Origin of the sequence: Nocardia sp. NPDC057668 (assembly GCF_042799795.1) — a bacterium.
In the GTDB taxonomy this organism is placed as follows: domain Bacteria; phylum Actinomycetota; class Actinomycetes; order Mycobacteriales; family Mycobacteriaceae; genus Nocardia.
The window spans coordinates 976,876-990,505 of record NZ_JBHVIC010000001.1 but is presented as its reverse complement, the minus strand read 5'-3'; the positions used below and the strand labels follow the sequence as shown (position 1 = coordinate 990,505).

The 13,630-nt window shown below is 69.2% G+C and carries 12 protein-coding genes; 9 read left to right on the top strand and 3 right to left on the bottom strand.

Translation table 11 applies throughout. From position 1 onward, the window contains the following. Positions 1–121 precede the first annotated feature (121 nt). Both ACFVBH_RS04645 and ACFVBH_RS04640 read left to right on the top strand, forming a co-directional pair. Entirely contained in the window at positions 122–1,693 is a 1,572-nt protein-coding gene (locus ACFVBH_RS04645; RefSeq protein ID WP_378999787.1) for a hypothetical protein, read from the top strand. Positions 1,694–1,748: 55 nt separating this feature from the next. After that, on the top strand, positions 1,749–2,270 hold the full coding sequence (locus ACFVBH_RS04640; protein WP_378999785.1) for an AAA family ATPase: 522 nt from the start codon (positions 1,749–1,751) through the stop codon (positions 2,268–2,270). Positions 2,271–2,287: 17 nt separating this feature from the next. On the opposite strand, the gene ACFVBH_RS04635 is transcribed toward ACFVBH_RS04640, so the two are convergent. Beyond that, positions 2,288–2,956 carry a phosphoribosylanthranilate isomerase gene (locus ACFVBH_RS04635; protein WP_378999783.1) on the bottom strand — a complete coding sequence of 223 codons (669 nt, stop codon included), beginning with the start codon at positions 2,954–2,956 and terminating at the stop codon, positions 2,288–2,290. Positions 2,957–3,026: 70 nt separating this feature from the next. Beyond that, positions 3,027–3,899 carry an alpha/beta fold hydrolase gene (locus tag ACFVBH_RS04630; protein WP_378999781.1) on the bottom strand — a complete coding sequence of 291 codons (873 nt, stop codon included), beginning with the start codon at positions 3,897–3,899 and terminating at the stop codon, positions 3,027–3,029. A 488-nt stretch (positions 3,900–4,387) separates the two neighbouring features. Between ACFVBH_RS04630 and pyrR the strand changes: the two genes are divergently transcribed. The 7 genes from pyrR to pyrF are packed head-to-tail and all read left to right on the top strand — an operon-like array spanning position 4,388 to position 13,101. Next, a complete protein-coding gene (pyrR, locus tag ACFVBH_RS04625; RefSeq protein ID WP_354986357.1) occupies positions 4,388–5,029 on the top strand; it encodes a bifunctional pyr operon transcriptional regulator/uracil phosphoribosyltransferase PyrR in 642 nt (213 codons plus the stop codon). Then, complete coding sequence (locus tag ACFVBH_RS04620; RefSeq protein WP_354986358.1) at positions 5,026–5,991, top strand: aspartate carbamoyltransferase catalytic subunit; 966 nt, start codon at positions 5,026–5,028, stop codon at positions 5,989–5,991. The genes pyrR and ACFVBH_RS04620 overlap by 4 nt, the downstream gene beginning before the upstream one ends. Next, positions 5,988–7,343 carry a dihydroorotase gene (locus ACFVBH_RS04615; RefSeq protein WP_378999778.1) on the top strand — a complete coding sequence of 452 codons (1,356 nt, stop codon included), beginning with the start codon at positions 5,988–5,990 and terminating at the stop codon, positions 7,341–7,343. The genes ACFVBH_RS04620 and ACFVBH_RS04615 overlap by 4 nt, the downstream gene beginning before the upstream one ends. Continuing rightward, complete coding sequence (locus tag ACFVBH_RS04610) at positions 7,343–7,849, top strand: transporter (protein ID WP_378999776.1); 507 nt, start codon at positions 7,343–7,345, stop codon at positions 7,847–7,849. Before ACFVBH_RS04615 ends, ACFVBH_RS04610 begins: the two co-directional genes overlap by 1 nt. Next, on the top strand, positions 7,846–8,964 hold the full coding sequence (gene carA / locus ACFVBH_RS04605) for a glutamine-hydrolyzing carbamoyl-phosphate synthase small subunit (RefSeq protein WP_354986361.1): 1,119 nt from the start codon (positions 7,846–7,848) through the stop codon (positions 8,962–8,964). Before ACFVBH_RS04610 ends, carA begins: the two co-directional genes overlap by 4 nt. Next, positions 8,964–12,272, top strand: a complete 3,309-nt coding sequence (carB, locus tag ACFVBH_RS04600) for a carbamoyl-phosphate synthase large subunit (RefSeq protein ID WP_354986362.1) — start codon at positions 8,964–8,966, stop codon at positions 12,270–12,272. The genes carA and carB overlap by 1 nt, the downstream gene beginning before the upstream one ends. A 4-nt stretch (positions 12,273–12,276) precedes the next feature. After that, positions 12,277–13,101, top strand: coding sequence for an orotidine-5'-phosphate decarboxylase (gene pyrF / locus ACFVBH_RS04595; protein WP_378999773.1), 825 nt, complete (start codon positions 12,277–12,279; stop codon positions 13,099–13,101). A gap of 85 nt (positions 13,102–13,186) precedes the next feature. Here pyrF and ACFVBH_RS04590 read toward each other — a convergent pair whose 3' ends face one another. After that, complete coding sequence (locus ACFVBH_RS04590) at positions 13,187–13,375, bottom strand: hypothetical protein (RefSeq protein WP_378999771.1); 189 nt, start codon at positions 13,373–13,375, stop codon at positions 13,187–13,189. Between the last annotated feature and the right edge of the window lie 255 nt (positions 13,376–13,630).

Genomic DNA, 13,630 nt, shown 5'->3' with positions numbered 1-13,630 from the left:
GCTGCCGTGTCGCTATGGTTCGCCACTGTGTCGCTGAACCGAATCGCGGTGCCGGCGGGGATAGGCTCCGGCGGGCGTGCCGGGGGCCGGGCGCGGACATTCGATCGGAGTCGGGAGTTTCATGATGGGTCACTCGGTGCGCACGTCGCTGCTGATCGCCGTCGCCTGTGCCGCGGCCGGGGTGTCCGGTGTTCCGGCGGCGTCGGCGGACGAGCCGTTGAGCTGTGTGCCCGCGATCGGGACGCTGCAGATCCTGCCGCCGCTGCCGGAGCTGTTCCTGCCGCTGCCCACGCCCGGCGGGCTCGCGGAGTTCGACACGCTCGCACTCGCCCCGGCCGGGATGAGCTTCCCGCCCGCCGTCGAATTCCGGGACTACACGCAGGGATTCAACGACTATGTCGACGTGGTGCTGCGCGACGGCGCGCTGTACGTGCGGCCCCGGGCCTCGAACGACCCGTGGCGCAAGGTGACAACGCCCGGTTGCCTCGACGGCGGGATCGAGGCGATCTCGGTGAACGGAAACATGCTCGTCGCGATCGACGCGCGGGGGTGGATCTACTCGCTGGACAACCTGCTGTCCGGGCCGCTGCTGTGGAATTGGACGCACTCCTACGGCGGGCCGATCTGGCTGTGGCCGGGGATGAAAATCCCCGGCTCGGAATCGGATTCGATCTCCTCGAACCGGTGGGCGCTGAGTCATCGGATGTCCGGCAGCTTCGTCGACGCCGCGGGGTACAGGCACCCGCTCACCGCGGGGCTGGTGCAGATCGTCAGTCTGACCGGCGACGGTTCGCGGATCACCTATCAGGATCCCTGGCTCCCGGCCGATCTCAGCTACGAGATCGGCGGGCCCGTGGGCGGGCGTTTCATCGGCGAATCGCTGTCGGTCTCCGGATCGGTCACGGTGGTCATGAATCGCCACGGCGACATCTACTCCCGCGAATACGATCTGGATCTGGCCGGGGCGAACCACATTCCGGGCCGCTACACCTGGCAACCGCAGGGCGACAAGCCTTCCGCGCCGAACCAGCTGGCCGAACGCCTCGATCCTCGGTTCGCCGCGATCTCCCTGCCCGCCGCCGACTGGCGGCATCAGCCGAAGGTGCCCGGCGAGATCACCTCCCGGCTGTCCATCCACGACAGCGGTCCCGCCGTGGAAGACCGGGTCCTGGTGGTGGAGGGCCGATCCGGGGGCAGCACCGGCTTCTGGTCCAAGCCGCTCTACGCCGACTCCTGGCAGTTCACCGCCACGGGTCTGCCCCTCCAGCAGGCCCTGCTCCCCGCCGACCCCCGCGTCGACCAATCCGCCCTGACCCTGGCCCCCGAGGTGGACCTCTCCTTCGAGGGCTCCCTGCCCGCCGGCTGGACCCTGACCCTCGACCACTTCGACTGGGCCCAAACCGAACACGCCGCGACCCTGACCTCCCCCTCGAATCGCACCTACCCCCTGCGCCTCTACACGACCGACGAGCTCCGCCTCCTCCCGCGCGCCCCCGGCCTCGACGACAGTCCCCGCGGCCTCGAAAGCGCCCTGGACCTGCGCCCCGCGAACCCCTTCGCCCCCGAGAACACCGAACTGGCCGACTACATCCGCACCCACCTGAACAACCAGCAGATCTACGAACTGAAAATCCAAGCGACCCAATCCCGCCTGTACCTGGAGACCCTGAACGCAACCCTGCCCCGGAGCTGATCCACCATCGGGCATGCTCGGTCACACTGCCCACGTGCCCGTAGGAGATTCTCCGGTGGACAAACTTCTGGTCCTGGTGAACGGCCTGCCCGGCTCGGGCAAGTCGACACTGTCCCGGGCGCTGGCGGCGCGGTTGCGCGCGGACCTGCTGTCCAAGGACGCCATCAAGGAGGCACTGGCGTCCTGCGTCGACGACGAGGCGATGTTCCCCGCCCTCGGCGGAATAGCGATGGACACCCTCTGGTCGCTGGCCGCCTCCACCCCGCGGCACGTCGTGGCCGACTCCTGGTGGTTCGCCCCCCGCGACCGCGCCCCCGCGGCGGCAGGCATAGCCCGAGTCGCCGCGCCCCACACCCTCGAACTCTGGTGCGCCGTCCCACCCGAGGTGGCAAGGACCCGATACGCCACCCGGGTCCGGCCGCCGCTACACCGGGATGCCGACCGCTTGCTCACCGACTGGCCCCGATGGTCCCGCGAGGCCGAGCCCCTGTCCCTGACCCCGGTGCTCGAGGTCGACACCACCGGTCCCGTCGACATCGCGGCGTTGTCGGCGCGGATCATCGCGTACTGTCCGTGACCGGATTCGATGCGCGGCTAGCCGGGTAGTGTGGTCCCGTGCGCCAGCGAGACGAAGCTCGCGCAGGCGTCGAAAAGCTTATCGCCGCTGGATGATTCGACGCCGGTGTTCACATCGACCGCGAACGGCCGAACCGCCAGGATCGCCGCTTCCAGATTGCCGGGGTTGAGCCCGCCCGCAAGGATCACCGGGCAGCCGGAGCCCGCGAGCGCCCGGACGATCGCCGCGCTGATGGACCAGTCGTGCACCTGGCCCGTGCCGCCGAGCCGGTCGCCGGTGCGGGAATCGAGCAGGACGCCATCGCATTCCGAGGCGATTCGGCGGGCCGCCTCGACGGCCTCGGGCCCGGTGACGTGGACGGCGCGCAATATGGCGCGCCCCCGCGCACCGTCACGCACCCGGCGCACGGTGGCATCGGAGACCAGCCCGTGCACTTGAATGGCGTCGACACCGAGAGCGTCGGCGAGCGAAAGGATTTCGGCGGGTTCCTCGAGATGAGTGACCAGGGTCTTGGTTACGAACGGGGGAGTCCGCCGGGCGAGTTCTCGTGCCCGTTCGACGGTGAGCGCGTCCTCACTGACATGGGTGACGCCGCAGATGAACCCCACGGCGTCGGCGCCCGCGGCGACCGCGATGTCGAGGTCCGACTCGGATCGGATTCCGCAGATCTTCGCGCGCACGGTCACCGCACGCAGAGTAGTCGCCGCGGAGGCCGGGCGCGGGACAACCCGCGCCCCGGGATCTCCCGAACGGGGACTAGCTCCGCACCGTCTTCGCGCGGACGAAATCCACTACCGCGTCGGTGAACTCGTCGTTCGCATCGCTGGCGGCGGTGTGGGCGGCGGCGCCTATCTCGGTGTACTCGGCGGCGGGGACCAGGGCGCGGAACGCGGCCACGCCGGTCTCGCTCACTACGTCGGAGAGGGCGCCGCGGACCAGCAGGACCGGGATCGTCAGGCGGCGGGCCGCGTCCTCCAGGACCTCCGAATGCAGGTCGATGTCCTCGCCGCTGCCGGACATCATCGCCGGATCCCAGTGCCAGTACCAGCGGCCGTCCGCGCGCTGACGCAGGTTGCGCAGCAGGCCCTCGGGGCTGCGGGGGCGGCGGCGGTGGGGGAGGTAGGCGGCGACCGCGTCGGCGGCCTCGTCGAGGGTGGCGAAACCTTCGGGGTTGCCGCTGAGGAAGTTCAGGACGCGTTCCACACCCTTGCGCTCGGGGCGCGGGACCACATCCACCAGGACCAGGCCGGTGATCAGTTCGTGGCGGGGATGCACGGTGGCCAGCAGGCCGGTGAGCCCGCCCATGCTCGCGCCCACCACGAACGCCGGCTTGCCGAGCTGCTCCAGCACCGCCATCAGGTCCTGGACCATCGCGTCGCGGCGGTAGTCGCCCTCGGGCGCCCACTCGCTGTCACCGTGTCCGCGCGCGTCCAGCAGGACCGCGTGCATGCCGGCCTTGGCCAGCGCCAGCCCGGAATCCTTCCAGGAATGCCGGGTCTGCCCGCCCCCGTGCAGGAACACCACGAGCGGTCCATCCTGGGGTCCCCAGGAGTCGCCCGCGAGGGTGATGCCGCCGTGGCCGCGGAAGGTGACGCGGGCCGGCTCGGTGAAATCAGCTTCGTTGCTCACACCCCGAGCATCGCACACGTGTGGTTTACGGTGTATGAAGACCGGTCAGTAGCCGGGAATGCCCGCGTCGCGGGGGTGGTCCGCGGCGCGTCGGCGATCTTGCGGCCGGCCCGTGTGTGATCTCGGCCGCCCCGGCAAGACCCCCAGATCAGCGCCGTATTCGCTGTGACCTTCCTCCCAGCCCCCGGCGGCAGGAGGGCGGCCGCCGCAAACCTTCCGGTCTTGATCATTGCTACGAGATTGCTATTCGCCCTCCCGAATTGCGAGGATTGTCGTCGGCGAAACCGCAGGTGCCAGCCCTGTACTGCTCATTCGCGCCGAACCGGCGACTCTGCGGCAATGCCACCCGGACCGCTCCGAACCGCCGCCGCGAACCCCCGGTTGCCACAGGGGTGCGGTGCCCGCCGCGTTCGCCGCCGCTGCTAGGCTCCAAACCCGAAAAGACATCCTTTAACGGACCGTCCGGTGAGGCGGAGAAGGAGGTCGGCATGGCCGTGCCCGAAGACCGGGCGCCCAAGTCGAGCGCTGAGCAGCAACACTCGCAGCGGCACGATCCCGAACAGGTCGACGCCGGTCGCGAACTGCTTTCCGATTCCGATGTCGGCCGCACCATCGCCCGGATGGCGCACCAGATCATCGAGAAGACCGCCCTGGATTCCGGAGACGAGCGGCACGCCCGCGTCGTGCTGGTCGGAATCCCCACGCGCGGAACCACTCTCGCCACCCGCCTGGCCAATCGCATCGAAGAGTTCTCCGGTGTGCGCCCCGCAGTCGGCTCCCTGGACATCACCCTCTACCGCGACGACCTGCGCTCACGCCCGCACCGTCCGCTCGAACGCACCTCGGTGCCCGAGGGCGGGGTCGAGGACGCGCTGGTCGTCCTGGTCGACGACGTGCTCTTCTCCGGTCGCACCGTGCGTTCGGCGCTGGACGGCCTGCGCGATCTGGGCCGCCCCCGCGCCGTGCAGCTCGCGGTGCTCATCGACCGCGGCCACCGCGAACTGCCCATCCGCGCCGACTACGTCGGCAAGAACGTGCCCACCTCCCGCTCGGAGGACATCTCGGTGCTGTTGCGCGAGCACGACGGCCGCGACGGCGTGTACCTGCGTCATCAGGAGGGGGACAAGTGAAGCATCTGCTCTCGGTCACCGATCTGGACCGCGCGAACGCCACCGCGCTGCTCGATGACGCCGAACGCTTTGAACAGGCCCTGCTGGGCCGCGAGGTCAAGAAGCTGCCGACCCTGCGCGGGCGCACGGTCATGACCGTGTTCTTCGAGAACTCCACGCGCACCAGGGTTTCCTTCGAGGTCGCGGGCAAGTGGATGAGCGCGGACGTCATCAACGTCAGTTCCAGTTCCTCCTCGAACTCCAAGGGCGAGTCGCTGCGCGACACCGCGCTGACCCTGCACGCGGCGGGCGCGGACGCGCTCATCGTGCGCCATCCGGCCTCGGGCGCCGCGCATCAGATCGCGCGCTGGTTCGCCCAGATGCAGGACGGCAGTGCGGGTTTCGCCGGACCCGGACCGGCCATCATCAACGCCGGCGACGGCACCCACGAGCACCCCACCCAGGCGCTGCTCGACGCGCTGACCCTGCGCCAGCGCCTCGGCGACCTGGAAGGCAAGCGGGTCGTGCTGGTCGGGGACATCCTGCACAGCCGGGTCGCGCGCTCGAACGCCTTCCTGCTGGCCACCCTCGGCGCCGAGGTGGTGCTGGTCGCCCCGCGCACGCTGCTGCCGGTCGGCGTGGAGGCCTGGCCGGTGCGCGTCGCGCACTCGCTGGACGCGGAACTGCCCGGCGCGGACGCGGTCATGATGCTGCGCGTGCAGGCCGAGCGCATGAACGGCGGCTTCTTCCCGTCGGCGCGCGAGTACTCGATCAACTACGGCCTCAGCGAGCGCCGCCTCGGCCTGCTCGACGAGCACGCCGTGGTGCTGCACCCGGGTCCCATGCTGCGCGGCATGGAAATCGCGTCGGCCGTCGCCGATTCTTCCAAAGCGGCTGTGCTGCAACAGGTCAACAACGGAGTCCATATGCGCATGGCGGTGCTGTTCCGCCTGCTGGTCGGAACCGACGAGGTGGTGGCATGAGCGAGATACTGATCAAGAACGTCCTTCTCTACGGCGAAGGCGACGCGGTCGACGTGCTGCTCGCCGACGGTGAGATTCGCGAGATCGGCCCGGGCCTGAGCGCCGACGACGCCGAGATCATCGACGGCGCCGGGCAATTCCTGCTCCCGGGCTTCATCGACCTGCACACGCATCTGCGCGAGCCGGGCCGCGAGGACACCGAGACCATCGAAACCGGCTCCGCCGCAGCGGCGATCGGCGGTTACACCGCGGTGTTCGCCATGGCCAACACCAGCCCGGTCGCGGACTCCTCGGTCATCACCGACCACGTGTGGCGGCGCGGGCAGGAGGTCGGCCTGGTCGACGTGCACCCGGTCGGCGCGGTCACCGTCGGTCTCGAGGGCAAGCAGCTCGCCGAGATGGGCACCATGGCCGCCGGAATCGGCAACGTGCGCATGTTCTCCGACGACGGCCACTGCGTCTACGACCCGCTGATCATGCGCCGCGCGCTGGAGTACTCCAACTCCCTGGGCGTGCTCATCGCCCAGCACGCCGAAGAGCCCCGCCTGACCAAGGGCGCGGTCGCGCACGAGGGCCCGAACGCCGCCCGGCTGGGGCTGGCCGGCTGGCCGCGCGCCGCCGAGGAGTCCATCGTGGCACGCGACGCGCTGCTGGCCCGCGACGCCGGCGCCCGCGTGCACATCTGCCACGCCTCCACCGCGGGCACCGTCGAACTGCTGAAATGGGCCAAGTCCCAGGGCATTTCGATCACCGCCGAGGTCACCCCGCACCACCTGCTGCTGGACGACTCGCGCCTGGAGACCTACGACGCGGTGAACCGGGTCAACCCGCCGCTGCGCGAGACCTCCGACGTGGCCGCCCTGCGCCAGGCGCTGGCCGAGGGTGTCATCGACTGCGTCGCCACCGACCACGCCCCGCACGCCGAACAGGACAAGTGCTGCGAGTTCGCGGCCGCCCGCCCCGGCATGCTCGGCCTCGAGACCGCGCTGTCGATCATCGTGCGCACCATGGTCGAGACCGGCCTGCTCGACTGGCGCGGCGTCGCCCGCGTCATGAGCGAGAACCCGGCTCGCATCGTGGGCCTGGACGATCAGGGCCGCCCGATCGCGGTCGGCGAACCGGCGAACCTGACGCTGATCGACCCGAATACCGAGTGGACGGTGCGCGCGAAGGAACTCGCCAGCATCGCCCACAACACCCCCTTCGACGAGATGACCCTGCCCGCGAAGGTGACCGCCACCTTCCTGCGCGGCCGGATCACCTCGCGGGACGGGGTCGCGAGCGCCGCGCGCGGCGCCGATGTGGTCTTCGCCGGTGGAGACCGGCGGGTGGGGAACCGAGGAGAACCGTAATGGATCGAACCGTGCAGGTCGTGTTGCTGGTGGTGGCCTTCGTCGCCGGGATCGGGCTCATGTACTGGGCCTGGACCGGTAGGGCCAAGAAGCAGGCGGTCTCGATCGGCGAACTGCCGGCCGTGCCCGCGGACTGCGGCGCGCAGTTGCTGGAGCCGACCACCGGGCTGTACCTGGGCAGCACCCTCTCGCCGAGCTGGATTCAGCGAATCACGGTGGGCGACCTGGGATTCCGGGCCACAGCGGAAATGACCAGGTTCGAGCGCGGCATCCTGCTCGAGCGATCGGGCGCGGGAACCATCTGGATTCCCGAGGAGTCCATCACCGCGGTTCGCACCGAGCGCGGGCACGCGGGCAAGGTGATGACGGAAGGCGGAGTGCTGGTGATTCGCTGGAAGCTGCCGACCGGGACCGAGGTGGATACCGGTTTCCGGGGCGATGACAAGACTGTGTACCCGGCGTGGACCGGGGCGAAGACATCTACGAAGACGGGAGACGAGGCATGAGCAGCGGCGATACCGCGGTGATGGTGCTCGAGGATGGTCGCGTGTTCCGCGGGACGACCTTCGGCGCGGCCGGACAGACTTTGGGTGAGGCGGTGTTCTGCACCGCGATGACCGGCTACCAGGAGACCCTGACCGACCCCAGCTACGCCAAGCAGATCGTGGTGGCCACCGCACCGCAGATCGGCAACACCGGCTGGAACGACGAGGACGACGAGTCGAGCAGGATCTGGGTCGCCGGGTACGCCGTGCGTGACCCCGCGCGCCGCGCCTCCAACTGGCGCTCCAAGCGCACCCTCCAGGAAGAGCTGGAGAACCAGAACATCGTCGGCATCGCGGGCATCGACACCCGTGCCCTGGTGCGGCACCTGCGCACCCGCGGTTCCATGAAAGCCGGCGTCTTCTCCGGTGCGGCCCTGGCCGACTACGAGGAGCTGCTCGCCCGGGTCAACAACCAGCCCTCCATGCTGGGCGCGGACCTGGCCGGTGAGGTCTCCACCGACGAGATGTACACCATCGAGCCGGTCGGCGAACACCGCTTCACGGTCGTCGCGGTCGACCTCGGCATCAAGTCCAACACCCCGCGCATGTTCGCCGAGCGCGGGATGCGGGTGCACGTGGTGCCCTCGAACGTCACCTTCGACCAGATCAAGGAACTGAACCCGAACGGGGTGTTCCTGTCGAACGGTCCCGGTGACCCCGCCACCGCCGACGGCGCGGTCGCGCTGACCCAGCAGGTGCTGCAGGCCGACATCCCGCTGTTCGGCATCTGCTTCGGCAACCAGATCCTGGGCCGCGCCCTGGGGCGCAAGACCTACAAGATGAAGTTCGGCCACCGCGGCATCAACATCCCGGTCATCGAGCACCACACCGGGCGCATCTCGATCACCGCCCAGAACCACGGCTTCGCCCTCGAGGGCGAGCGCGGCGAGGTGTTCGACACCCCGTTCGGTAAGGCCGAGGTCTCCCACGTGTGCGCCAATGACGGTGTCGTGGAAGGCGTTCAGCTGGTCAGCGGCCGCGCCTTCTCGGTGCAGTACCACCCCGAGGCCGCCGCCGGACCGCACGACGCCGCCTACCTGTTCGATCGTTTCTCCAGCCTGATGGAAGGTGCCTGATGCCACGCCGGACCGACCTCAATCACATCCTGGTGATCGGCTCGGGCCCGATCGTCATCGGCCAGGCGTGTGAGTTCGACTATTCGGGAACCCAGGCCTGTCGCGTCCTGCGGTCGGAGGGCCTGCGCGTCTCGCTGGTCAACTCCAACCCGGCCACCATCATGACCGACCCGGAGTTCGCCGACGCCACCTACGTCGAGCCGATCACCTGGCAGTACGTGGAGAAGGTCATCGCCAAGGAGCGCCCCGACGCGATCCTGGCGACCCTGGGCGGTCAGACCGCGCTCAACTGCGCGGTCGACCTGCACGACAACGGCATTCTGGAGAAGTACAACGTCGAGCTGATCGGCGCGGACTTCGAAGCCATCCAGCGCGGCGAGGATCGCCAGAAGTTCAAGGACATCGTCGCCAAGGTCGGCGGCGAGAGCGCGCGCTCCAAGGTCTGCTACACCATGGCCGAAGTCCGCGAGACCGTCGAGGAACTCGGCTTCCCGGTCGTCGTGCGCCCGTCCTTCACCATGGGCGGCCTGGGTTCGGGTATGGCCTACAACCACGAGGATCTCGATCGCATCGCCGGCGGCGGCCTGGCGGCTTCCCCGACCGCGAACGTGCTCATCGAGGAATCCATCCTGGGCTGGAAGGAATTCGAGCTCGAGCTCATGCGTGACCGCAACGACAACGTGGTCATCGTCTGCTCGATCGAGAACGTGGACCCGATGGGCGTGCACACCGGTGACTCGGTCACCGTCGCCCCGGCCATGACCCTCACCGACCGCGAGTACCAGAAGATGCGCGACCTGGGCATCGACATCCTGCGCGAGGTCGGCGTCGACACCGGCGGCTGCAACATCCAGTTCGCGGTGGACCCCGCCGACGGCCGCCTGATCGTCATCGAGATGAACCCGCGCGTCTCGCGCTCGTCCGCATTGGCTTCCAAGGCAACGGGATTCCCGATCGCCAAGATCGCCGCCAAGCTGGCCATCGGCTACACCCTGGACGAGATCGTCAACGACATCACCAAGGAGACCCCGGCCTGCTTCGAGCCCACGCTCGACTACGTCGTGGTCAAGGCCCCGCGCTTCGCGTTCGAGAAGTTCCCGGGCGCCGACCCGACGCTGACCACCACCATGAAGTCGGTCGGCGAGGCGATGTCCATGGGCCGCAACTTCTCCGAGGCCCTGGGCAAGGTGCTGCGCTCGCTCGAGACCAAGGCCGTGGGCTTCTGGACCCAGCCCGATGGCGAGTGGACCGACGTCGAGGCCATACTCGAGGATCTGCGCACCCCCACCGAGGGCCGCATCTACCAGGTGGAGCGGGCGCTGCGCCTGGGCGCGAGCATCGAGGACACCGCCAAGGCCTCGGGCATCGACCCGTGGTTCGTGGCCGAGGTCGCCGCCCTGGTCGAGTTGCGCCAGGAGATCCTGGACGCCGCCGTGCTGGACGAGCCGCTGCTGCGCACCGCCAAGCACTACGGCCTCTCCGATCGCCAGATCGCTTCGCTGCGACCGGAACTCGCTGGTGAGGACGGCGTGCGCGCGCTGCGGCACCGCCTGCACATCCGCCCGGTCTTCAAGACCGTCGACACCTGCGCCGCCGAGTTCGAGGCCAAGACCCCGTACCACTACTCGGCCTACGAGCTCGATCCCGCCGCGGAGTCCGAGGTCGCGCCGCAGCGTGAGCGCGAGAAGGTGCTGATCCTGGGTTCGGGCCCGAACCGCATCGGCCAGGGCATCGAGTTCGACTACTCGTGTGTGCATGCGGCACAGACGCTCTCGGCCGCCGGCTTCGAAACCGTCATGGTCAACTGCAACCCCGAGACCGTCTCCACGGACTACGACACCGCCGACCGCCTCTACTTCGAGCCGCTGACCTTCGAGGACGTCCTCGAGGTCTACCACGCCGAAACCGAGTCCGGCACCGTCGCGGGCGTCATCTGCCAGCTGGGCGGGCAGACCCCGCTGGGCCTGGCGCAGAAGTTGACCGAAGCGGGCGTGCCCGTGGTCGGCACCTCCGCCGCCGCCATCGACCTGGCCGAGGACCGCGCCGAGTTCGGCGATGTCCTTGTCGCGGCGGGCCTTCCGGCTCCCAAGTACGGCACCGCCACCACCTTCCCGCAGGCGAAGAAGATCGCCGCCGAGATCGGCTACCCGGTCCTGGTGCGTCCCTCCTACGTGCTCGGCGGACGCGGCATGGAGATCGTCTACGACGAGGCCACCCTCGAGGGCTACATCTCCCGCGCGACCGAGATCTCCCAGAACCGCCCGGTGCTCATCGACCGGTTCCTGGAAGACGCCATCGAGATCGACGTCGACGCCCTGTGCGACGGCGACGAGGTGTACCTGGGCGGGGTCATGGAGCACATCGAGGAGGCCGGCATCCACTCCGGTGACTCCGCGTGCGCCCTGCCCCCGATCACTTTGGGCCGCAGCGACATCGAGGCCGTGCGCCGTTCGACCGTCGCGCTGGCCAAGGGCATCGGCGTCAAGGGTCTGCTGAACGTGCAGTACGCGCTCAAGGACGACGTGCTCTACGTCCTCGAGGCCAACCCGCGCGCCAGCCGCACCGTGCCGTTCGTGTCCAAGGCCACCGCGGTGCCGCTCGCCAAGGCCGCGGCGCGAATCGCGCTGGGCGCCACCATCGCCGAACTCCGCAAGGAGGGCCTGCTCCCGGCCGAGGGCGACGGCGGGCACACCCCGATCGACGCGCCGGTCGCGGTCAAGGAAGCCGTGCTGCCGTTCCACCGCTTCAAGCGGCCCGACGGCACCGGCATCGATTCGCTGCTCTCGCCGGAGATGAAATCCACCGGTGAGGTCATGGGCATCGACGCCGACTTCGGCACCGCCTTCGCCAAGAGCCAGACCGCGTCCTACGGTTCGCTGCCGACCGAGGGCTCGGCCTTCGTCTCGATCGCCAACCGCGACAAGCGCGCCATGGTGTTCCCGGTCAAGCGGCTGCACGATCTGGGCTTCCGGATCCTGGCGACCGAGGGCACCGCGGAGATGCTGCGGCGCAACGGTATTCCGTGCGAGGTGGTGCGCAAGCATTCGGACGCCGCGTCCGAGGAGCAGGCGAGCATCGTCGACATGATCAAGGACGGGGAGGTCGACATCGTGTTCAACACCCCGTACGGCAACAACGGTCCCCGCGTGGACGGCTACGAGATCCGCACCGCCGCGGTGAGCGCGAACATCCCGTGCATCACCACGGTCCAGGGCGCGGCCGCGGCCGTGCAGGGCATCGAGGCCACCATCAACGGCGGCATCGGCGTGCGGTCCCTGCAGGAACTCCACGCCACCCTCCGGGGCTGATCGCGTGCCGAGTTTCGGTGTGCGGCTGCGGGACGCGATGCGCGCGCACGGACCCGTGTGCGTGGGCATCGACCCGCATCCGCCCCTGCTGCGGTCCTGGGGCCTGACCGAGGACGCCGCCGGGCTGGAGACGTTCGCCGAGATCTGCGTCGAGGCGTTCGTGGGCCGGGTGGCGCTGGTCAAGCCGCAGGTGGCGTTCTTCGAAACCTACGGTTCGGCCGGAATTGCGGTGCTGGAGAACACGATCTCGGTGCTGCGGGCGGCGGGCACCCTGGTGCTCGCCGACGCCAAACGCGGTGACATCGGTTCCACGATGGACGCCTACGCCCACGCCTGGCTCGGCGACGGACCGCTCGGCAGCGATGCCGTGACGGTCTCGCCCTACCTCGGATTCGGTTCCCTGGCACCGGCTCTGGACCTGGCCCGGGCGAACGACCGCGGCGTGTTCGTGCTGTCCGCCACCTCCAATCCGGAGGCGGCGGAACTGCAGACGATCACCGGCCCCGACGGCCGCACGATCGCCCAGCGGATGGTCGACGACGCCGCGGCCGCCAACGCCGGAGCCGAGTTCGGTTCCGTCGGTGTGGTTATCGGCGCGACGCTGACCGCCGCCCCCGACCTGGGCAAGCTCAACGGCCCCATCCTGATGCCGGGCGTCGGCGCGCAGGGCGGGGGAGCGGAGTCGATCCGCGCCCTGGTTCCCGAGTCCGATCTGGGCGCGGTGCTGCCCAACGTGTCCCGCGAGGTGCTGAAACACGGCCCCTCGGTCCAGGCCCTGATCGACCAGGTCGGCGCGCTCGCACAGGACTTCGCCTTCCTGCAGCGCTGAACTACCAGCGGCACGGCCCGCCGGACATCGACCTCGATGTCCGGCGGGCCGTCTCGCACGGTGTTATTTCCTGCCGATCACGCCACTAGGGCTCGGGAACGAGCCGGTTGATCGCGCCGAAATGCTCAGGGACAACGACGGATTCGGCGGTCAAAGCCCGCCGGTTCTGCAACTCCAGGGGCCTGTTCCCCTGCCACGGGACTACCTGTACGACTTTCGTACCCTTGGTGAAGACGTAGTAGCCGTGGCCGCTGCCTTCCTCGGCCTCCGGCATGTTTCCAGCACCCGATAGTTCCCGCGTTCTTGCTGAGTTCGGCACTGGTCATGCCGGGAGTGGCCTCGGCCAGGAGCTCCCAATCGTCTCTCAGACCGGCGGCTCGAGTCACCTCGACGAACTTGACGGGCGAGTTGCCCGCTGCGAAACGTCGGAACTGCTCGATCACCGCGGGGTTCGAACCCAACTTCTGTAGATCTGCCTTCAAGTCGGTGCCTTGCGTGCACGCGTCCCGAGCGCTGGGCTCTTCGCGAG